Genomic DNA, 20,166 nt, shown 5'->3' with positions numbered 1-20,166 from the left:
GAGCCGTTCCGGGCCTCTTCAATATTGCAACCAGCGAGGGCTTGACCATGTTTGATGCATCTTTCCTGATGGGCCTGCTCAACTCCCCCCTGTTTCATATCGACATCGTCGGGCTGGTCTGCATTCTCGTATGGTACCTGTTGCCGAGGCGGCTCGCCAATTTACGGCTGATCGTACAAATCGGCTTTTTCATTGTCCTGACACTGATGCTTTCGAGGCAAAACGTGGTGCCCTATGAGCTGGATACAGTGTCAAGGGCAACGGGCGACGCCATTCTCATAGGGTCTGTGAAAGCCATATGGTGGATCAATCTGGCGTGGGCAGTGATCGGCTTTGTCCGCATTTATCTCGTGTTCGAACGCAAGCCGCGCGAGGCGAGGCTTTTGCAGGATCTCGTTGTCGGCGCGGTCTATCTGGGTATGATATTGTCGATTATCGCCTTTGTATTCGGTGTGCCGGTTGGCACGCTTATTGCGACATCCGGTGTCTTTGCCATTATTCTCGGACTCGCGCTTCAGAATACATTGAGCGATGCGTTCTCCGGTATAGCTCTCAATCTTGGCCGTCCCTATGTGCTGGGAGACTGGATTGTGCTCAGCGACGGCACGGAAGGGCGGGTGATAGAAACCAACTGGCGCTCAACCCATCTGATGAATGCTGCGCATAATGTCGTGGCGCTGCCGAACAGTTTCCTTGCAAAGCTAGGGTTGATCAATGTCAGCAGTCCCGATGAAGCGCATGTGCTGACTATGACGGTGCGGCTGGCACCGACAAAAATGCCATCCACAATCGTGGACGTGATGCGAACCGTATTGTTGAGTTGCAACACCATTCTCAAGGAGCCGCCGCCGGTCGTCGCATTGAAACAGCTTGATGCCCATGCGCTGGAAGTGGAGTTGCAGTTCCGCGTTGCCAATGTCAGCGGACGCATTCCAGCCAGGAACGAAGTTCTCGATCTGGTCTATCGTCATGTAAAATCTGCCGGATTGCTATTGGCCAGACCTGCCACGGCCATTGTTCATTCGAGCGATTTGCCGACCGAGGAAACTGCCGCTCCGGCACGGGTCACGCCAATTGAGCTGATCGGTGCAATATCGATATTCTCCGGGTTAAGTGATGATGAGAAGGAAGCGTTGGCCGCTACCACGACAGTGCGGACCTACAGGAAAGGCGATGTCATTGCTGCAAAGGGAGAGATGCTTTCATCGCTGATGATCATACGCGCGGGTGTCGTCGTCATGCGGCGGGATGATGATATGAATGAGGAGGCGGGCCGTCTTGCACCGGGAGATTTCTTTGGCGAGACGGGGCTTCTTGCAGGGCTTGGAGAGGCATCCGCGCTGGAGGCGCTGACCCATGTGGTCGTTTATGAAATTGATCAGCAGAGCTTTGCGCCACTTTTGCTTGACCGCCCCGCGATGGCAGAAGAGCTTGCACTCATTTTGTCACGGCGCACTGCATTGACGGATGATGCAGCTGCGCCCGGCCAGTCGCGGGAGCGCTCGGTTCTTGCTTTGCTGAAATCAATCCAGACAATTTTCCGAAGCTGATGGAGCGCGGCCTCAGGTACGTGCCATGACCCATTCGAAGCTGCTCTTCCACAGATCGGCAGGAACATCTTTGGCAAGTGTGTCGACGAGATTGGCAAGGGTCACGCTGCGCAGTTTGCTGCGCCAGGCTTCATCGGCATCCCACATGATGCGGGCAACGGAGCAGGGCTTGGTATCGCAGTGATCTGCCGAACGGCATGGATTGTTCTGTCTGATATTGTTGCAGACGAAGGTACGGGTTTTGCCTTCAACCGCCTCAACAATATCCAGAAAGGTGATTTCCGATGTCGGCTTTGCCAGGCGATAACCGCCGCTGGGGCCAAGTGTTGTCTGCACGATCTCGGCTTGCGAAAGGTTCTGCAACGCTTTCGACAGATACTCCTTTGGCACACCGTGAAATTCGGCCAATGCCTTGGTTGAGAGATAGTGGTTTTCCGGAAGCCCGGCTATGAGAGCGCAGCAATGAAGTGCCCATTCGACCTGATTTTTCAGTATCATTGCTAAATCCTGCCCGCCATTATCATCGGCTTGTAAATTTCCATTTAAGGATACGTAATATCCTTAAATAAGTAATTTGTAAATCAAATCAATAGCTGCACCCGTAATTGCAATGATAGCGTTGTTCATTATAAATGTCGCGTTTGCTTGGATGTTAGGGAGGACCAGCAATGGAGCAATTCACAGGTGGTTGCCGTTGTGGGAGTGTCCGGCTTGTAGCAAAGGGACTTCCATACAGGGTCGGCCTTTGTCACTGCCTCGACTGCCGTAAACATCATGGGGCGCTTTTTGCTGCCACGGCGATATATCCTGAGGATGCGGTCACGGTCGATGGCGAAACACGGGATTACGCAGGGCGCTTTTTCTGCCCCAATTGCGGCTCGCCCGTGTTCGCGCGCACCGATGACGAAATCGAGGTTAATCTGGGGTCGCTCGACGCACCCGATCAGCTGATGCCGACTTATGAAAGCTGGATGGTCCGCCGCGAATCCTGGTTGCCGCCGTTTCCGCTTAAAAGACATTATGAGCGTGATCGCGAAACTTTGGGACGTTCTGAGGAATAGATCGTCCCCGATGGAAAACGCGGCAGCCAGCCTCAGCGCTGGAACTCAGGACAGCCATATGCAACCTGCAGTGATATAATTTGGCTTCGCCATAATTTGACGGAGAAGTTTCCTTCATCAGCGCCAGAATCAATGTAATCATAATTATCTATTAAAATCAGTAAGTTGTGCTCGTTGTCCTTGGGTCAAGGCTGTTGTGATCAAACCGTAATATAAGTGTCACATGACTGTTATAAACCTTCTGTAGATAGCGGTGACTTCAAAAGTTTCCCAACAGGAGTAAAACCCATGAACAAGCTTTTTTCGACGGCCGCAATTGCTGCCATCGGCATTGCAGCTTCCCTCGGCACGGCGTCTGCACGCGATCAGATCCAGATTTCCGGCTCTTCCACAGTGCTGCCCTATGCAAAGATCGTTGCCGAAACATTCGGCGAAACCTATCCTGACTTCAAGACGCCTGTCGTCGAGTCCGGTGGTTCGGGCGCTGGCATCAAGGAATTCTGCAAGGGCGTCGGCGAAGATACAGTTGATATCGCCAACTCATCGCGTCCGATCAAGGAAGGCGAATTGAAGTCATGCGTTGATGCAGGCGTCAAGGACGTTCAGGAAGTTCGCATCGGTTATGACGGCATCGTGTTCGCGACCGATATCAAGGGTCCAGACTGGGCTCTGACTCCCAAGGACATCTATCTGGCGCTTGCCGCACAGGTTCCAGTCGATGGCAAGCTCGTTGCAAACCCAAACACCAAGTGGAACCAGGTTAATCCTGCTCTGCCAGATTGGGACATTGCTGCTTATATCCCTGGCGAAAAGCACGGCACACGTGAAGTTTTCGAAGAAAAGCTGATGACTGGCGGTTGTAAAGCAGCCGGTGCAGCAGACGCCATCAAGGCAGCTGGCCTTGACGACAAGGCCGCCGCTTCCGCCTGTATCGCCATCCGCAAGGACGGTAAGGCAGTCGATATCGATGGTGACTATGCCGAAACACTGGCACGTATCGATGCTAACAAGACCGGCGTTGGCGTTTTTGGCCTGGCGTTTTATGAAAACAATGCCGACAAGCTGAAGGTTGCTACTGTTCAGGGTGTTGTTCCAAGCACCGAAACAATATCCAGCGGTAAGTATCCGGTTTCCCGTCCATTGTTCTTCTACGTCAAGAAGGCTCATCTGGGTGTTATCCCCGGTCTCAAGGAGTATGTTGAATTCTTCCTTGGTGACCAGATGATCGGCGAAGACAGCCCGCTGGTTGAATACGGTCTCGTTGCCGCACCAGAAGCCGAGCGCAAAGCACAGCGCGACGCATTCACCTCCGGTAAGACAATGTAATAAGCCTGATTGCATCAAGCGGGCGGCCCAGGTCGCCCGCTTGATTGTCATCAGACTTTGAATTTGCACGGACGGATCGAGGAAGCTTTGATGTCCACATTGCTGGTTTTTACAATCGTCATCGCCATAGCTGCTGCCGCTTACTTCATCGGTAGCCGGCGCGCTGCAGGCAAGGGCGATGGAAGCGTCAAGGCGCATTCGCTGCCCCACTATCATGGTTGGTGGGCTTTTCTGGTTTCCGCGCTGCCTGCTGTTTTGTTCATTGCCATATGGGCGGCAGCGACAAGCATGTATCTTGAGCGGACGGCAATTTCAGAGTTGCCAATCCACAATGAAAACAGTGTCATTGCCAGCCAGAGTCTGGAACTCGGCATGGTCAGCGGCATCGCCCGCGGCCTCGACCGTCTTACGGATGCGGAGCGGCAAAATCTTCCTCAGACTTTCGCGGAGTTGCGTCCCATTCTGTCCGCAAAAGGCGTAGCACTGGCGACAGAGGGTCAGGATTTCATGATCCCCATCGCAGTTGAGTGGAACAAGAATTCCAAGCTCGCGAAGAATACCGGCGCGTTCATTGCCATTGCTCTTGCTATTGTGGGTGCAATTTTTGGTCTGTCCCGCATTCAGGCGCGGACCCGGGCCCGCAACAATGTCGAGCGCATCATTCTTGGGGCGCTTGTCGCGGCTTCGACCATCGCAATTCTGACAACAATCGGCATCATTCTCTCGATGCTGTTCCAGACACTTACTTTCTTCCAGTCGGTTTCGCCGACGAGCTTCTTTTTCGGAACGGTGTGGGATCCGCGCTTTGCGGCTGCAGGTTCGGGTGGATCGCAGGGGCAGTTCGGTTTGATCCCGCTTCTTGCCGGAACGCTCTATATCGCTTTCGTCGCAATGCTGTTTGCCGTGCCAATCGGGCTGTTTGCGGCGATCTACATGGCGGAATATGCCAGCCGCAGCGTGCGTTCCGCCGTCAAGCCATTGCTAGAAGTGCTGGCCGGTATCCCGACCATCGTCTATGGCTTCTTTGCTCTTGTCACGGTTGGGCCGTTCCTGCGTGACTTGAGTGCGGCACTTTCCGGTGGTTATGCCTTCATTCAGGCGCAAAGCGTGCTGACCGCCGGTATCGTCATGGGTGTGATGCTGATCCCCTTCGTCTCGTCCCTGTCCGACGATATTATCACTGCGGTTCCGCGCTCCTTGCGGGATGGCTCGCTGGGTCTGGGATCAACCCAATCCGAAACCATTCGCCGCGTCATTCTGCCGGCTGCCCTGCCGGGTATCGTCGGTGCCCTGCTGCTGACGGCATCGCGCGCAATCGGCGAAACCATGATCGTGGTGCTTGCTGCTGGCGTTGCTGCCAATCTGAATATCAATCCGTTCGATGCAATGACCACGATCACCGTCAAGATCGTCAACCAGTTGACCGGCGATCTCGAGTTCAACTCGCCCCAGACACTGGTAGCGTTTGCGCTTGGCCTCACCCTCTTCTTCATCACTCTGGCGATGAATGTTTTCGCGCTCTACATCGTGCGTAAGTATCGGGAGCAGTACGAATGACCGACCTAACTCTCAATCCAGCATCAGCTCCGGCGCGCTCGGTGCGACGCGACATCGGTCTCAAGCGCCGATATGCTGCAGAACGCCGCTTCCGCATCTATGGTATTGCTGCGATCGCTGTAGGACTTTTCTTCCTCGTTGCCCTGATGTTTTCGGTATTTTCCAATGGCTATACCGCATTCTGGCAAACCGAAGTGAATCTGACGATCAATCTCGACCCGGCAATCATTGACCCGGAAAATGCGCGCGCGACGAACCCGAATGTTCTTCTGACCGCGAATTATCCAATTCTAGCCCGTAATGCACTGGCCGAGAAGCTTGGCGTGAGCGCAAGCGACAAGCCTGCCATACGTGAGCTTGGCAAGTTGTTTTCCGACGGTGTGCGTGGCCAGTTGCGTGAACTCGTTGTCCGCAATCCTGCGCTTATTGGAACGACACAGAATATCTGGGTTTTGACTGGTGCCGATATCGACTCCGCGTTCAAGGGACAGATCGACCTGGGTGTCGAAGAAGCGCGGCGCAAGGTTTCTGACCGTCAGGTTGGGTGGATGAATGCGCTCAAGGACGAGGGCATCATGGCCCAGCGGTTCAATTCGGGTCTCTTCACCTATGGCGCTTCCAGCCGCCCTGAAACATCGGGACTTGGCGTGGCGCTGATCGGATCGCTGTACATGATGCTGATCGTGCTGGGTCTGTCCCTGCCAATCGGTGTTGCTGCCTCCATCTATCTTGAAGAGTATGCCAAGAAGAGCAAGCTGACGGATATTATTGAAGTCAACATTAATAATCTCGCGGCCGTTCCTTCAATCGTGTTTGGCTTGCTCGGGCTTGCGGTGTTTATCAACTTCTTCCACCTGCCACGTTCGGCATCGCTGGTCGGCGGGCTTGTCCTGACGTTGATGACATTGCCAACAATCATCATCGCGACACGTGCTGCCCTGCGCGCAGTGCCACCATCCATCCGCTCTGCGGCGCTGGGTGTAGGTGCTTCAAAAACACAGATGGTCTTTCACCATGTGTTGCCGCTAGCTGCACCCGGAATTTTGACCGGCACCATCATCGGCCTCGCTCACGCGCTGGGAGAAACCGCTCCGCTACTGCTGATCGGCATGGTGGCATTCGTAGCCAACAGCCCTGTCACGCCACTCGATCCGTCGACGGCTCTGCCAGTGCAGATCTATATGTGGGCCAACGAGGCGGAACGTGCCTTCGTTGAAAGAACATCTGGTGCTATTATCGTGCTGCTGCTGTTCCTTGCGGTCATGAATATCACGGCTATCATTCTTCGGCGTCGCTTTGAGCGTCGCTGGTAAGGTCACGAGGAAGGCTCAAATCATGAATCTAATGACCGAACGAAATCTCGAAAAAGCGGTGAATGACAAGATGAATGCGCAAACCAATGCGATCAAGATGCGGGGCACGGACGTCACTGTTCATTATGGTGAAAAACAGGCCCTGTTCGGCGTCAGCCTGGACATTCCGGAAAAGATGGTCACGGCATTGATCGGGCCTTCAGGCTGCGGCAAGTCGACCTTCCTGCGTACCCTCAATCGCATGAACGATACGATTGAGGGCTGCAAGATGGGTGGCCTCATCACGCTCGACGAAGAAGATATCCACAATCCGAAAATCGACGTTGTCGAATTGCGCGCCCGCGTCGGCATGGTCTTTCAGAAACCTAATCCGTTTCCGAAGTCCATCTACGAGAATGTCGCCTATGGCCCTCGTATCCATGGTCTTGCCCGTACCAAGCAGGATTTGGAGGAAATCGTCGAAAAGAGCCTCCAGCGAGCCGGTCTTTTTGCCGAGGTGAAGGATCGTCTGCATGAAGCCGGTACAGGTCTTTCCGGTGGTCAGCAGCAGCGCCTTTGCATTGCACGTGCTATTGCGGTCAGCCCGGAAGTCATCCTCATGGATGAGCCATGCTCGGCGCTTGATCCGATTGCTACGGCAAAGGTCGAGGAACTGATCGACGAATTGCGCCAGAACTACACGATTGTCATCGTCACGCATTCGATGCAGCAGGCTGCTCGTGTGTCGCAGCGCACGGCCATGTTCCACCTCGGAAACATTGTCGAAGTGGGCGATACGGAAATGATGTTTACCAGCCCTACCGAAAAGCGCACGCAAGACTACATTACCGGACGTTTCGGTTGATCACGGGAAGAGGCTTAGGCAATGACTGACATCGCACAACACACCGTCCGCTCCTATGACGATGAACTGAAGTTTCTCACACACAAGATTGCAGAGATGGGCGGGCATGCGGAGCGCATGGTCGAACAGGCCGTGTCCGCCATGGTCAATTCGGACAATGCCCTTGCCCAGCGCGTGATTTCCGATGATCTCATTCTCGATGCAGGTCAACGCGAGATCGACGAAAAAGCCATCACCATCATCGGCAAGCGCCAGCCAATGGCGATTGATCTGCGGGAAGTTATCGGCACGATCCGCATTTCATCGGACCTTGAGCGAATCGGCGATCTTGGCAAGAACATCGCCAAGCGCGTTGTTGCGGTCAATGATACGCGCCAGACACTGTCGGTTTATCGCGGTTTGCAGACAATTGCAGAACTCGCGCTGACACAGCTCAAGGATGTGCTTGACGCCTATGCAACGCGTTCGGTGGCACAGGTCAACATCGTCCGCGAGCGTGATGATGAGATCGATGCGCTTTACACATCGCTGTTCCGCGAACTTTTGACTTACATGATGGAAGATCCGCGCAACATATCAGCCTGCACGCATCTTCTTTTTTGCGCCAAGAATATCGAGCGTATCGGTGACCATGCCACCAATATCGCCGAGACGGTTTATTACATAGTCACGGGAACACAGCTTCCAGCGGAACGTCCGAAGGAAGACCAGTCGCACACCGTTATTCTAGACGAGCCAGTAACGCCATAATTGCCGGAAGCAGATCATGCCTATAGCTCCCAGAATCACAGTCGTTGAAGACGAAGACGCCCTTAGTGTTCTCCTCCGGTATAATCTGGAGGCGGAAGGCTATATCGTCGAAACGATCAGCCGTGGTGACGAAGCCGAAATAGCTTTGCGCGAAAAAGTGCCTGATCTGCTGATCCTCGATTGGATGCTTCCGGGCCTTTCGGGCATTGAACTTTGCCGCCGTCTGCGCGCGCGCCGTGAAACGGAAATCCTGCCGATCATCATGCTGACAGCACGCGGTGAGGAAAGCGAACGTGTTCGCGGACTTTCCACCGGCGCGGACGACTATATGGTCAAGCCATTCTCGACGCCGGAACTGCTGGCCCGCATCAAATCCATGCTGCGACGGGTTAATCCCAGCCTGCTTTCACACGTATTGAGCTTTGGCGATCTGAAGCTTGACCGCGAGCAGCATCGGGTTTTCCGCAAGGAACGCGAATTGAAGCTGGGACCGACGGAGTTCCGACTGCTTGAATTCTTAATGCAGTCGCCGGGCCGGGTGTTCTCGCGCGGTCAATTACTGGACAATGTCTGGGGCGCAGACATTTATGTCGATGATCGCACCGTTGACGTGCATGTCGGGCGCCTGCGCAAGGCAATCAATATCGGCCGCTCGCTTGATCCCATCCGCACTGTACGCGGCGCAGGATATTCTTTCGGATAGCGGCAAGCATCCCCAATAATCTTCTTGATTTCAGACATTTTGGCCCGGGCCGTTCCTTACAAGGACGACTTGGGCCGCATCGTATTTATGTTCTTTTTAAACTCTGGAGATTTGCTGTTCTGGTCGCGGTATGAAAGCGTGCCATCCATCACAATACATGACTCTGCATCAAGACAAAGTTATCGGCATTAACAATTTTGCCACTGGCCGGGGAACGGAACGCTGATATATGACGTTTATGTGACGGTTTTGTGAAGGCCGTTTGGCGTGGCGTGGAGAGTGGTTTGGCCAGACAGATCGAGCAAGTTGAACTTGAAGCGAATGTCTGGTCTGGCGCAGAAGCAGTAGTCAGGCCGTCGCGGCTGGCAGCTTTTTTCCGCCACGCGGGCTATCTGACAGCCGTATTTGCCATCTCTACAATGCTGGTTCTTGCGGTTGAGTTGGTGTTTCGTGGCTCTGTTTCCGATTCCATCCTGTTCTTTCAGCAGCTTTATCGGCCCGCATGGACAACAGTCGGGCTCTATGCGCTCATCATCCTTGCATTGGATGCTGTTTTCGGCCGAGCGCATAATGGCCTGTTGATCGTTGCGCCGCTTGCCTTGTTTTTTACATGGGTGGGGCGGCAGAAAGCGCTCTATCTTGGTGATCCGCTTTATCCGGCGGATTTTTTGTATTCACGCCAGATATTTGACCTGATGCCGTTGTTGGTCCGCGAGCGGCCTTGGACTGCCGTGGCGCTACTACTGGCGGGTGTGACGGTGGCTACGGGTCTGGTAATGGCATGGCGGTTTTGGCGCAAACGGGGTACGCGTCTTAGTGGCAAGGGGCGGCTATGGCGGCTGGCCTTGGCAGTACCCGCGCTTACATTCTTCGTCTCGATCATGGACTACAACACATTCTCATGGGCGCGAGACCGATTGCATGTTCAGCCGATCATGTGGGACCAGAAAGAGAACTACGCGCATAACGGCTTTACCATGGCTTTCGCACTCAATCTGCCGATGGCAGATGTTTCTGCTCCTGCCGGTTATTCGGCGCAGGCGATCAGTTCGATACCTTCAGTCCCGGCACTGTTCGAATCCACGGGCAAGCCTGATATTATCATGGTGATGAGCGAATCCTTCTGGGACCCAACCCGGCTTCCCGGCGTGAGCTTCAATCGCGACCCGATCCCTACAGTTCGTGCAAATCAATCCGGCTCGGTGTTTTCACCGGAATTCGGCGGCATGACCGCGAATGTGGAGTTCGAGGCACTGACGGGATTTTCCAATGCTTTCCTTCCCTATGGCAGCATTCCCTATCAGCAATATGTCCGCCATCCCGTGCCGTCTCTGGCGACGTTTTTCAAGAGCGAGGGGTACGAGACAAAGGCGATCCATCCCTACCGCGAGTGGTTCTGGAATCGTCGCAATGTCTATCAATCCTTCGGCTTCGATACATTCATGTCGGAAGAAAACCTGCCAAAGCTGAAGGCACGAGGCCCGCTGGTTTCGGATGACGCACTGATGGATGAGGTCATAAGCGAAGCCGACAAGGCCAAGGCGCCGTTTTTCTATTTCACGGTTACACTGCAAGGCCACGGCCCCTACGAGCCGAACCGCTACAAGAACAGCCGGATCAATGTCGCTACTGAAGCAGGTGAAGGGCCAAGGCAGATCATCCAGACATTTTCTGAAGGCGCGTCCGATGCAGATCGCAGCCTGAAGAAATTGATGAACTGGGCATCGCACCGCAAACGTCCGACGATCCTTGTCTTTTTTGGCGATCACCTGCCGCCGCTCAATGAAGCCTACGTAACGACAGGCTACATGAGGGATCGTGTTGCCGATCGGCGGGCACCTCTGGATGACATGCTGAAACAGCATGAAACGCCTTTGGTCATATGGTCGAACGCCTGGGGTGCAGATTATGGTGTCGGTACGGTCAGCCCGTCATTCCTGCCGCTGCATCTGCTGGAACTGGCTGGCATGAGCCACCCCTATTACACCGGTGTGCTCGGGGCGGTACGGGACAAATACAAGGTTATCGACCGTCATATGCTGGTGAGCGAGAATGATGAACCCATGCCGGACTGGTCAGGCAAGCAGCAGATTGATCCTCTGATCAATAATCTACGGCTTCTGCAGTTTGACATGATGTTCGGTGAGCAGCACGGCACGCAGAAGTTCTTTCCTGAAACTGGTGCGGGCAAGGCTACAGCCCCGATGCTCTGACCGTTACTCCGCCGCGACGAGCGTAAAGTCATTTGCGGGCGTGGGGATGGATTCAGCAGGTATTTCCAGAAGTGGTCGCTGGATAGCTTCGCCTTCGGCTATCTCCAGAATATGCGTGTAGAAATTTTCGCCGGTAACGGAGCGCGGCGCTTCGATTTCGTGCATCACGCTGATGACAGTGGTTCCGACGCAATGATCCTTGATGGCCTGATGAAAGGCGATCTTGGAATCCGGATCGAGTGCGCCGGTTGCTTCATCAAGAAACAGGACCGCAGGCTTGTGCAGAAGAATGCGCGCAAGCACCAGCTTCTGCTTCTGGCCGCCGGAAAGAAGCTGATCCCATGAAGTGCCGTCACGGCTCTCATTGCAAAGGTTCTCGATAAAGTCGCCCATGCCTGCGCGGTGCAGCGCGGCGGCGACCGATGCATCGCTGAAGCGGTCTTCATCCATCGGCAGGCAGACAAGCTGCTTCAACGAAACGCCGGGGAGTTTGACCTCCTGCGCCGCATACATGGTTGCAGCGTCTTTCGGGTAGAAGATTTCGCCGCGCCCGTAACCCCAAAGACCGTTCATTGCCTTGAGCAGGCAGGTCTTGCCGCTGCCGGAATCACCTTTGATATAGGCCCATTGACCCTTGCGCAAACGCATGTTCGGCAGGGTGAGAAAAGGCTTCGCCTCGCTGTCGCGATGCATCAGCTCAAGGCCGCGCACCGAAACACCAAAGGCTTCGTGCTGCGTTGCGAATTTGAACTCGTTGATACCAGTGGAGCGATAATATTCGGATGGCTGGCTGACACGTTCAACGGCCTGTGCCAGTTCGGTGACGCGCCTTGCATTTGCTTTGAGATTGGCGATTGCCGGCATGACATGGATAAACCATGAGCACTCATTGATCATGGAACCTACAAGTTCAGAACCAGTAATGTAATTCTTGAAGCTGATCGTGTTGCCCATATAGGGCAGGAGGCCGGGGATATAGGCGATGATACGGGCGGAAAAGAAATTATAGACCGATGTGAACGACATGTAGCAGGCATCGAAAACATTGAAACGTGCCCAGTTATTGTCGACGCTTTTGTAGAGTTTGCCATTCAATGATTTTTGAACTGTCTCGCCATTGGCAGCGGCCACTTGAAAGCTGCGGCGCAAAAGCGTTGTGAGTTCACTTCTGTAACTGCCCTCGGATTGCTGCATGGCCAAGGTGAGTTTTTCGAGCACGCGGCCGATACGCATAGCAATCCATGTGCTGACAGGAACATAAAGAGTAATCGCTGCGAAGGCCAAAGTGGCACTGCCATAATCTCCGAGAAAGCCGAGGCCGGGAATAGGCGTCGACATTTCAATGAGCTTCTGGCCGACGAAGATAATGGACATGGTGACGCCAAGTACGCCCATTGCGAGGCCGATGGCACCGCCTGTCATGCCCTTGATGGATTCCTGAATGCGCTGATCGATATTGTCCGGCGTCTGGTCTTCGCTGGAAGAGCCGCCCTGCTGCAAATGATAATGGGTATGCTGGTCATCGAGGAGCGCTTCACCAAAGCGGGCATTGAGCCAACCGCGCCATTTGCGGTGCAGCGTTGTCGACAGAAGGTGACGGACACCGATGAAGCCCACTTCCTTCATCGCCACAAGAGCGACGAGGATACCGGCATTGGCAAGGATCACATTGAGCGGATTGACCACAAAGGGGTCATGAATATCGACAAGCGAATTGATGAGTTCGCCGGAGGCCATCGCCATCCAGACGCTTGCCTTGCTTGCTGCTGCCGTCAAAAGCGCAATGGCAATCGTCAATGTCCAGGCTTCAACCCAGCGATCAGACGTCCAGTATGCGCGAAGCAAACCCCAGAAGCTGCACATTGAGGACAATGTGGAGTTTCTGTTGGCGGGAGATGGTTTCCCAGTTGCTTCAGTCGATGATTGCAAAAGATTGCCCCGGTCTGATTCTCGAGAATTGTAACACAATGTTACGCATTGCAACAAACCGTGGTTAAAATTGGGTTAAGATTTGGAGAATGGGCGATGGGAATACGGGTTTTCACCTGAAAACTCGTAAAGAAGGCACTCAAACAAGCAGCGCCCGGGATAAAGTAACTCCGGGCGCAATTGCCTGAATTCAAGGCTGGGGTGTCACGCGTTCCCAGAAATCATTAAATGCAACACTGTCATAAAATGCTGACGCTTTTACAATCTGCTTGCCGCGAAGTTGCAGATACCACGTATAGGTATTGCGGTAAGGTTTGCCGTCGCGCGCGGTTCCTTCGGCATCAAAGAAGACAATCACCGTATCACCATCGGCATAGACACTGCGTATGGTCGGGATGAGGCGGGTCGACATGCGGGCATTGAATGGGCGGATGACTGTGTTGATGAAATCCGCCTTGCTGGTATAGACCCGGGAGGCTGCGGAGTTGCCTACGATCTCCCAAGTGGCATCCTGTGCAAGGGAATCATAAGGGCTGCCGGTTCCATTCTTCCAGGCATCAAATCCTGCCTGAACCGTCGCCTTGTTCTGATCTTCAATTTGATCTTTCGTCTGTGCCATACTCATTTCCATAGGTGTGAGGAACAGCATTCCAGATGTCGCCAGAGCCTGAAGGCCGGATCGCGTGTTAAGCATTGCAGTTCTCCTTGTTTGGCTGCGCTCAAGCGCCTGCTGGAAAGTCGGTTGAAACTGCCAGATCGCGCCAAGTGGCAAGCTCGCTGGCAACGTAGGCATTCTTCTTTTCAATCGCGGCAACCGTATCTGAGCCAAACGGCATGCGAAGCGGTGGATTATCGGAGTGGGCGACAGTGATCATAGCTTTGGCCAGACGAGCCGGATCTCCCGGTTGGCTGTGATTGAACTGCACTGCCAAAGACCGCATCGCACCTGCCGGCGTTTCATCATAATCGGCGATGGCGCTGTGACTGACTGAAAGCGAGCTTTCGTCAAGAAAATCGGTGCGGAAGAAGCCGGGTTCGACGACAGTGACCTTGACACCAAGGGGTGCAAGTTCGTCATGAAGGGCTTCAGAGATGCCTTCAACGGCAAATTTGGTGGAGCAATAGACGCCCCATCCGGCATGGCTGACATATCCACCGATAGACGAAATGTTGAGAATGTGGCCGGAACGCTGCCGACGCATGTGCGGGAGCACGGCACGGGTGACTTTGAGCAGGCCGAACACGTTGGTGGCATAGAGCTTTTCGGTCTCTGCCGTGGTTGCCTCCTCAACCGCGCCAAGCAGACCGAAGCCCGCATTGTTCAGAAGAATATCAATCTTGCCGAAACGCTTGATCGCCTGCTCAGCCACGGCGTTTGCCTGTTCTTCGTTTGTGACGTCGAGCGCGACGGGGAGCAGATTGGGATGTTCGCCAAAACGGGCAGTGATAGTTGCCGGGTTACGGGCGGTTGCAACAACGGCATCGCCAGCCTTCAAAGCCTCCTCAGTGATAAGTGCGCCAAAGCCGCGTGATGCTCCCGTTATAAACCAGATACGCATGATGTTTTTCCTTTCATGTTGAATGCATCGAAGTTTTAGCGCATGAGATGAAATGAAATAATCGCTTCAATTTTCCACAAGCTAGTGAGGAAAATTCATCAATGCGGAAGATTGGCCCAGCCGACCTCGCCATATTTCTGGCCATTGCGCAGCATAGCAGCTTCCGAAAAGCCGCAGTGGAGCTGGGTGTCACCGCATCGGCGCTAAGCCACGCTCTGCGAACCATTGAGGAGCGGCTTGAAATCCGGCTCGTCAACCGGACAACACGAAGCGTTGCGCTGACGGATGCGGGGCAACAGCTGTTCAGTCGGGTCAATCCGGCCTTTCTCGACATTGAAGACGCGCTGGAAGATTTGAACGCGTTTCGCGGTCAGCCTTCCGGGAAATTGCGTATCAATGCGGCGCGGGCAGCGGCGAAACTTGTGCTCTTGCCGATCGTTTCGAAGTTCCTGCAGGCCTATCCTGGCGTTGAGGTTGAGCTTTTGGTCAATGATGCACTGGTTGATATGGTTGCAGAGGGCTGCGATGCTGGCGTGCGTTTCGGCGAAATGGTCGCTGCCGATATGATCGCGGTGCCAATCGGACCAAGGCACAGATTTGCGGTGGTAGCCTCTCCGGATTATTTCGAGCGGCATCCGGTTCCCGCTACGCCGCATGAACTGAGCACCCAGCCATGTATCCGCTATCGCTTCGCGGGTGGATCGTTTTATCGCTGGGAATTTGAGAAAGGCGGAATCGAGCTTGAGATCGAAGTGGCGGGGCCGCTTACATTGGGCGATCAGGATTTGATGGTCGGGGCGGCATTGGATGGTTCAGGACTCGCCTATCTCTTTGAACAGCAAGCTGAGGCACATATCGCGGAAGGACGACTGAAACGGGTTCTGGAAGATTGGTGCCCCTATTACCCGGGATTCTTTCTTTACTACCCAAGCCGCAGACAGCTGCCTACCGCCATGCGCGCTTTCATAGATTTCCTCAAGGTGCATAGGTGAGACTGCATTTCAATCGAAACGGATGACAATACGGCCATCGACGTGGCCGGAAGCCAAATCCATCAGCGCAGCTTCGACGCCATCGAGCGAGATTTCCCGTGTCTGCATGATGAATGGCTTTTTCGCATGTAATTGCAGAAGTTCACGCATTTCCAGCCGCGTGCCGACACTGGTGCCGGTAATGCAGACGCCGGTTCCGGTCAACCATTCCTGATTGATCGGCACAGCTTGTGAAACCATAGCCGTTGCAACGATCCTGCCACGCGGGCGAATCGCACTGATCATGATCGGCCATGTGGCTGTGGTTGGGGCGAAATTGATGCAGGCATGGGCGCCGCCCAGTGCTTTCAACTTTTCCGAGGCAGTTTCATCCGCAATCAATGTTGTGTGAGCGCCCATCGACTTTGCCAGATCAAGCTTATCCTGCGAAATATCCAGCGCAATGACGTGTGCACCTGCCCGTATGGCAATCTGGATGGCATAGAGGCCAAGCCCGCCGCACCCAAAGATTGCGCAGCGCATGCCAGGCTTCAGTTCTGCCTTGCCAATTGCCGAATAGGCGGTGACGCCAGCGCACATGAGGGGAGCGAGCTGCGAGGCGTCCATATCTTGTGGCAAAGGGACGGCATGGCTGGCATTGACGCGGACATATTCGGCAAAGCCGCCATCGACATCAAAGCCGTGTGCGCGTTGCGACTGGCAGAAGGATTCTTGCCCGGCAAGGCATTCATCGCAAATACCGCAGGTGTCATGCAGCCACGGAACGCCAACGCGGTCGCCGGTCTTGAAGCCGTTGACGCCAGCACCCAACGCAACGACGCTACCCACGCCCTCGTGCCCGAAAATACGCGCCGGGGGTTGGCCGCTTCCCGGTCTGACAGATCCTTTCCAGATATGCAGATCGGTATGGCAGACACCGCAGCTTTCCAGCTTTACGATCATCTCGCCATGTCCGGCATAAGGCACGGGAATGCAATCAATTTTGAATGTTCCACGCGGCGTGCCATCGGTGACGGCGGCGCGCATTTCGGCGGCATTGAACAGGCTCATTTAAGCAATTCCGCCTTTACCTTTTCCAAGGCAGGGGAACCATCGGCGCTTGTAATGCCATCCAGCCATTTATCGAGATTTTCCGGGTTTTTCCGGATCATCGCCAAGGCTGCCTCTTCGCCCGTAGCGCCGTCATCCAGCATCATTTTCATGCCTTCGTTTTCCTGATCGACAGAAAATACGAGATTTTTGAAGAACTTCGCCACATTAGGGCAAGCCTGTTCGTATCCCGGCCTTGTCAGCGTCCATACAGTGGAGCCGCCAAAGTTGGGGCCGAATTCTTCATCTCCACCGGTAAGATACTCCATCTTCAGATTGAGGTTCATAGGATGGGGCTGCCAACCTAGGAAAACCACCCATTCCTTGCGGTCGACGGCGCGCTTCACCTGCGCCAGCATGGCCTGTTCGCTGGACTCAACAATAGTCCAGCCGCTGAGCCCGTGACTTCCTTTGGCCACCATGTCCAGAAGAGGCTGGTTGGTGCCGGGCTCGATGCCATATATTTTCCTGGCAAACTTGTCCGGATGCTTGGCCAGATCGTCGAACGATTTAACACCCTCTGCCGCTACATAGTCAGGCACAGCCAGAGTGTACTTCGCGCCGGTCAGATTGGTCGTCAGTACATCTACCCATTTATTGTCAAAGAACGGCTTGAACTCGATATTCTGGGCGGGCCGCCAGTTACCCATGAACACATCCACCTGACTGTCCTTGAGGCTGGCATAGGTTACACTCAATCCAAGCAGGCTGCTCTTCATTTCATAACCGATAGCGCCAAGAATACTGGTAGCAGTTGCGGTAGTAAGGGTGATGTCGGTCCAGCCCAGATCGGCAGCCTTGATGGTTTTGCATGCTGCATCTTCGGCAGCTGCCAGTTCGGCATGGCTGGATATCAGCGCGGCTAGCAGCGCTATGGATGCATATTTTCTCATGTTGTTCCCCTTTGGTTTTCTAACGTGAGACTTGTCCTTCAAGCTTGGCATCGCAATTTTGTTTGTCAATTTAAAAAATTGTATGAGCGTACAAAAATTTGAACGCTATAGTCGCAAGCGTAAATTCAGCAGGTGCATGCAATGAAGCGTTCCATCGAAGATATCAGGCGGCAGGAGCTTATCGAGGGGGCGTACCGCGCGTTCCTGCAACATGGAATCGACGGTCTGACCACTGCCCGCATATGCAAGGAAGCCGGCATGTCGCCGGGTATCCTTTCCTATTATTTCAAGAGCAAGGACGAAGTTCTGTTCTGGATGGTCCGTCACGCCAATCGGGTTATCATGGATGAGGTGGCGAAGCGCATGAAAGCGGCGCCGAATCGCTGGGAACGGCTCTTGGCAATCATTGAAGGTAATTTCCCGAAATCTCTGTTCGAGCAAAACACCGCCAATGCCTGGTTGTCATTTTATGTTGCAAGTGCGCGTGATCCGCAGCTTGAACGCCTGCAGCGATTGTTTCATCGCCGTCTGGCGTCCAATATCAGCAGTTGTGTCAGCGGAATTGTCAGCCGTGCGGACTTGCCGGGATTCGTGGAAACTGTCGCGGTTCTGATTGATGGCTGCTGGCTCCACCGTGCTGCCATCCACAGCCAGACAACAAGTGCGGGCGCTATCGCTCTCATTACGAATCAGGTGGAGCAATTGCTCGGTGCGACAGGGATCAGCGCAATGAAAAAGCCAGCTAAATAAAAGCGGAATCGGCGCTGTGAGATACAGTTTTGCACTTTGTGGCAGGATTTTCTCAATCTGCTGAAGCAATTCTTAGAACGGCCATAATGACGACATGCAAGCGACATTGAGCATGGGCAAATTCCCGGCAGAAACATCCTTTTAGGAGGGAATCATGCTGGAAGTGCTTGAACCTACATTGAACGAATTATTGGCCGAACCGATCATCCGTCAGATGATGGCGAGTGATGGTGTCAAGTCGGATGAAATCCGCCAGTTGATGGCACGTGTTGGAAAGACTTCAACTCCGGTTGCAACGCAACGGCGCGAGCGGGTACTTCATGTTCTGAAAATGCCGCCAAACTGGTTATACCGCCCTGGTGCAGCTGACCGCACAATGTGCTGCCCGAAATAAGGACCGCAGCAAACTTCGCTTCCAACGGACGGATGGCGCTGGCTTCACAAGAACAAAGCGCCAATCCCTTTCCAACATTTCATAGAATCAGTTTCTTCGCCTTTACGCCTTAGAGTTGTGCAGAAGCATAACAAAGCGCATCTCACTCCCCGTTTCACATTGCGAAAAACCGCCATTGCCTATTAACTAGGTGCTGTGAGGTTTTGATCAAAAAATATACAAAAAGGGGAATGCGATGAAAAATATTCTCACATTGGGCCGCAGGGCTTTCATTGGATTGGCAGCAGGCGCTGCCATGGCAATTGCATGCTCAGGACCTGTGATGGCACAGGAAAAAACCAAAGTGGTCGGGATTTACACGGTTCCGATCGAGCAGCAGTGGGTTAGCCGGATTCATCTGGCATTGAATGCCGCCAAGGAACGCGGCGATATTGATTATTCCTATTCGGAGAATGTCTCCAATACGGATTACGAGCGTGTCATGCGCGAATATGCCGAACAGGGCGCGAACCTGATTGTTGGCGAAGCCTTTGGTGTTGAAAAACCATCGCGCGCTGTTGCTGCGGAATATCCTGACATCAAGTTCCTCATGGGCTCGTCGCTTCCGCCGGTGGAGCCGAACTTCGCCACCTTTGATAATTTCATTCAGGAACCTGCTTATCTGACAGGTCTGATTGCCGGAGCGAAAACCAAAAGCAATACAATCGGGCTTGTGGGCGGCTATGCTATTCCCGAAGTTAACCGGCTGATGAATGCCTTCATTCAGGGAGCCAAGGAAGCCAACCCCGATGTCAAGTTTCTCGTGACCTTCATCAACTCCTGGTATGACCCGCCAAAGGCCAAGGAAGCGGCCTTTGCCATGATCGATGCCGGGGCGGATATTATGTATGCCGAACGTTTTGGTGTGTCGGATGCCGCAAAAGAGCGCGGCGTTCTGGCCATTGGCAATGTCATTGATACTTCCAAGGACTATCCCGGAACGATCCTTGCCAGTGCGCTCTGGCATTTCGAGCCTACTGCCGACAAGGCAATCGCGGATGTAAAAGCCAGTAGCTTCAAGGCTGCTGATTTCGGAATCTATTCATTCTTGGGTGCCGGTGGCGGCAGCATTGTTGCCGATGAGAAGCTCGCAACGCCGGAATCCATCACGAAGGCAAAGGCGAAGGAAGCGGAGATCAAGGCGGGAACGCTGAAGATCGAGATCAACGACGCCGAACCGAAGTCAACGAAATAAAACAGTATT

Annotated in this window: 19 protein-coding genes; 13 read left to right on the top strand and 6 right to left on the bottom strand. The window is 53.9% G+C overall.

Features of this window, described 5'->3' with window-relative positions; all coding sequences use genetic code 11:
* Positions 1-68 precede the first annotated feature (68 nt).
* Positions 69-1,550 (top strand): mechanosensitive ion channel family protein, encoded by a 1,482-nt coding sequence (locus PMI41_RS21055; protein WP_040856273.1) that lies wholly within the window; start codon positions 69-71, stop codon positions 1,548-1,550.
* A 12-nt stretch (positions 1,551-1,562) separates the two neighbouring features.
* On the opposite strand, the gene PMI41_RS21050 is transcribed toward PMI41_RS21055, so the two are convergent.
* Positions 1,563-2,048, bottom strand: coding sequence for an Rrf2 family transcriptional regulator (locus PMI41_RS21050; protein ID WP_008128232.1), 486 nt, complete (start codon positions 2,046-2,048; stop codon positions 1,563-1,565).
* Between the two features lie 170 nt (positions 2,049-2,218).
* Here PMI41_RS21050 and PMI41_RS21045 point away from each other — a divergent pair, with 170 nt between their 5' ends.
* The 8 genes from PMI41_RS21045 to PMI41_RS21010 all read left to right on the top strand — a co-directional run bounded on the left by PMI41_RS21045 (position 2,219) and on the right by PMI41_RS21010 (position 11,317).
* Positions 2,219-2,611, top strand: coding sequence for a GFA family protein (locus PMI41_RS21045; RefSeq protein WP_008128231.1), 393 nt, complete (start codon positions 2,219-2,221; stop codon positions 2,609-2,611).
* 288 nt (positions 2,612-2,899) lie between these two features.
* A complete protein-coding gene (locus PMI41_RS21040) occupies positions 2,900-3,937 on the top strand; it encodes a substrate-binding domain-containing protein (protein WP_008128230.1) in 1,038 nt (345 codons plus the stop codon).
* A gap of 90 nt (positions 3,938-4,027) precedes the next feature.
* A complete protein-coding gene (gene pstC, locus PMI41_RS21035) occupies positions 4,028-5,494 on the top strand; it encodes a phosphate ABC transporter permease subunit PstC (protein ID WP_008128229.1) in 1,467 nt (488 codons plus the stop codon).
* Entirely contained in the window at positions 5,491-6,807 is a 1,317-nt protein-coding gene (pstA, locus tag PMI41_RS21030; RefSeq protein WP_008128227.1) for a phosphate ABC transporter permease PstA, read from the top strand. Before pstC ends, pstA begins: the two co-directional genes overlap by 4 nt.
* A 22-nt stretch (positions 6,808-6,829) precedes the next feature.
* Positions 6,830-7,651 carry a phosphate ABC transporter ATP-binding protein PstB gene (gene pstB, locus PMI41_RS21025; RefSeq protein ID WP_008128225.1) on the top strand — a complete coding sequence of 274 codons (822 nt, stop codon included), beginning with the start codon at positions 6,830-6,832 and terminating at the stop codon, positions 7,649-7,651.
* Positions 7,652-7,672: 21 nt separating this feature from the next.
* A complete protein-coding gene (gene phoU / locus PMI41_RS21020) occupies positions 7,673-8,401 on the top strand; it encodes a phosphate signaling complex protein PhoU (RefSeq protein ID WP_008128224.1) in 729 nt (242 codons plus the stop codon).
* A 16-nt stretch (positions 8,402-8,417) separates the two neighbouring features.
* Positions 8,418-9,104 carry a phosphate regulon transcriptional regulator PhoB gene (gene phoB, locus PMI41_RS21015; RefSeq protein ID WP_008128223.1) on the top strand — a complete coding sequence of 229 codons (687 nt, stop codon included), beginning with the start codon at positions 8,418-8,420 and terminating at the stop codon, positions 9,102-9,104.
* A 419-nt stretch (positions 9,105-9,523) separates the two neighbouring features.
* Complete coding sequence (locus tag PMI41_RS21010) at positions 9,524-11,317, top strand: LTA synthase family protein (protein WP_081497180.1); 1,794 nt, start codon at positions 9,524-9,526, stop codon at positions 11,315-11,317.
* A gap of 3 nt (positions 11,318-11,320) precedes the next feature.
* On the opposite strand, the gene PMI41_RS21005 is transcribed toward PMI41_RS21010, so the two are convergent.
* The 3 genes from PMI41_RS21005 to PMI41_RS20995 form a co-directional block, all read right to left on the bottom strand.
* On the bottom strand, positions 11,321-13,180 hold the full coding sequence (locus PMI41_RS21005; RefSeq protein ID WP_008128219.1) for an ABC transporter ATP-binding protein/permease: 1,860 nt from the start codon (positions 13,178-13,180) through the stop codon (positions 11,321-11,323).
* A gap of 256 nt (positions 13,181-13,436) precedes the next feature.
* On the bottom strand, positions 13,437-13,877 hold the full coding sequence (locus PMI41_RS21000) for a nuclear transport factor 2 family protein (protein WP_244423989.1): 441 nt from the start codon (positions 13,875-13,877) through the stop codon (positions 13,437-13,439).
* 88 nt (positions 13,878-13,965) lie between these two features.
* Complete coding sequence (locus tag PMI41_RS20995; RefSeq protein ID WP_008128216.1) at positions 13,966-14,805, bottom strand: oxidoreductase; 840 nt, start codon at positions 14,803-14,805, stop codon at positions 13,966-13,968.
* Between the two features lie 101 nt (positions 14,806-14,906).
* Between PMI41_RS20995 and PMI41_RS20990 the strand changes: the two genes are divergently transcribed.
* Positions 14,907-15,797 carry a LysR family transcriptional regulator gene (locus PMI41_RS20990; RefSeq protein WP_008128214.1) on the top strand — a complete coding sequence of 297 codons (891 nt, stop codon included), beginning with the start codon at positions 14,907-14,909 and terminating at the stop codon, positions 15,795-15,797.
* 9 nt (positions 15,798-15,806) lie between these two features.
* Here PMI41_RS20990 and PMI41_RS20985 read toward each other — a convergent pair whose 3' ends face one another.
* Together PMI41_RS20985 and choX are read right to left on the bottom strand one after the other, a co-directional pair.
* Positions 15,807-16,847: an alcohol dehydrogenase catalytic domain-containing protein gene (locus tag PMI41_RS20985; protein ID WP_008128212.1), complete on the bottom strand. Its 1,041-nt coding sequence runs from the start codon at positions 16,845-16,847 to the stop codon at positions 15,807-15,809.
* The gene (gene choX, locus PMI41_RS20980) at positions 16,844-17,779 is read right to left on the bottom strand and encodes a choline ABC transporter substrate-binding protein (RefSeq protein ID WP_008128209.1); all 936 of its coding nucleotides are present in this window, start codon (positions 17,777-17,779) and stop codon (positions 16,844-16,846) included. The genes PMI41_RS20985 and choX overlap by 4 nt, the downstream gene beginning before the upstream one ends.
* Positions 17,780-17,920: 141 nt before the next feature.
* On the opposite strand from choX, the gene betI reads away from it, so the two are divergent.
* From betI to PMI41_RS20965, 3 genes are all read left to right on the top strand, one after another.
* Positions 17,921-18,529: a transcriptional regulator BetI gene (gene betI, locus PMI41_RS20975; protein ID WP_008128207.1), complete on the top strand. Its 609-nt coding sequence runs from the start codon at positions 17,921-17,923 to the stop codon at positions 18,527-18,529.
* A 154-nt stretch (positions 18,530-18,683) separates the two neighbouring features.
* A complete protein-coding gene (locus PMI41_RS20970; protein WP_008128206.1) occupies positions 18,684-18,923 on the top strand; it encodes a hypothetical protein in 240 nt (79 codons plus the stop codon).
* Positions 18,924-19,218: 295 nt separating this feature from the next.
* Positions 19,219-20,157 carry a BMP family protein gene (locus tag PMI41_RS20965; RefSeq protein ID WP_244423988.1) on the top strand — a complete coding sequence of 313 codons (939 nt, stop codon included), beginning with the start codon at positions 19,219-19,221 and terminating at the stop codon, positions 20,155-20,157.
* Positions 20,158-20,166 lie beyond the last annotated feature (9 nt).

The sequence above is a fragment of the Phyllobacterium sp. YR531 genome, from assembly GCF_000282595.1.
In the GTDB taxonomy this organism is placed as follows: Bacteria; Pseudomonadota; Alphaproteobacteria; order Rhizobiales; family Rhizobiaceae; genus Phyllobacterium.
This window is presented reverse-complemented; position numbering and strand designations above follow the sequence as displayed.

Coding starts and splice junctions, on each gene's coding strand:
- choX (WP_008128209.1), bottom strand. CDS start 17,779: ATGAGAAAATATGCATCCATAGCGCTGCTAGCCGCGCTGATATCCAGC.
- PMI41_RS21040 (WP_008128230.1), top strand. CDS start 2,900: ATGAACAAGCTTTTTTCGACGGCCGCAATTGCTGCCATCGGCATTGCA.
- PMI41_RS21000 (WP_244423989.1), bottom strand. CDS start 13,877: ATGGAAATGAGTATGGCACAGACGAAAGATCAAATTGAAGATCAGAAC.
- PMI41_RS21050 (WP_008128232.1), bottom strand. CDS start 2,048: ATGATACTGAAAAATCAGGTCGAATGGGCACTTCATTGCTGCGCTCTC.
- pstA (WP_008128227.1), top strand. CDS start 5,491: ATGACCGACCTAACTCTCAATCCAGCATCAGCTCCGGCGCGCTCGGTG.
- PMI41_RS21005 (WP_008128219.1), bottom strand. CDS start 13,180: ATGTGCAGCTTCTGGGGTTTGCTTCGCGCATACTGGACGTCTGATCGC.
- PMI41_RS20970 (WP_008128206.1), top strand. CDS start 18,684: ATGCTGGAAGTGCTTGAACCTACATTGAACGAATTATTGGCCGAACCG.
- PMI41_RS21045 (WP_008128231.1), top strand. CDS start 2,219: ATGGAGCAATTCACAGGTGGTTGCCGTTGTGGGAGTGTCCGGCTTGTA.
- PMI41_RS20965 (WP_244423988.1), top strand. CDS start 19,219: ATGGCAATTGCATGCTCAGGACCTGTGATGGCACAGGAAAAAACCAAA.
- betI (WP_008128207.1), top strand. CDS start 17,921: ATGAAGCGTTCCATCGAAGATATCAGGCGGCAGGAGCTTATCGAGGGG.
- PMI41_RS21010 (WP_081497180.1), top strand. CDS start 9,524: ATGCTGGTTCTTGCGGTTGAGTTGGTGTTTCGTGGCTCTGTTTCCGAT.
- PMI41_RS20985 (WP_008128212.1), bottom strand. CDS start 16,847: ATGAGCCTGTTCAATGCCGCCGAAATGCGCGCCGCCGTCACCGATGGC.
- pstC (WP_008128229.1), top strand. CDS start 4,028: ATGTCCACATTGCTGGTTTTTACAATCGTCATCGCCATAGCTGCTGCC.
- pstB (WP_008128225.1), top strand. CDS start 6,830: ATGAATCTAATGACCGAACGAAATCTCGAAAAAGCGGTGAATGACAAG.
- PMI41_RS21055 (WP_040856273.1), top strand. CDS start 69: ATGGGCCTGCTCAACTCCCCCCTGTTTCATATCGACATCGTCGGGCTG.
- phoB (WP_008128223.1), top strand. CDS start 8,418: ATGCCTATAGCTCCCAGAATCACAGTCGTTGAAGACGAAGACGCCCTT.
- PMI41_RS20990 (WP_008128214.1), top strand. CDS start 14,907: ATGCGGAAGATTGGCCCAGCCGACCTCGCCATATTTCTGGCCATTGCG.
- phoU (WP_008128224.1), top strand. CDS start 7,673: ATGACTGACATCGCACAACACACCGTCCGCTCCTATGACGATGAACTG.
- PMI41_RS20995 (WP_008128216.1), bottom strand. CDS start 14,805: ATGCGTATCTGGTTTATAACGGGAGCATCACGCGGCTTTGGCGCACTT.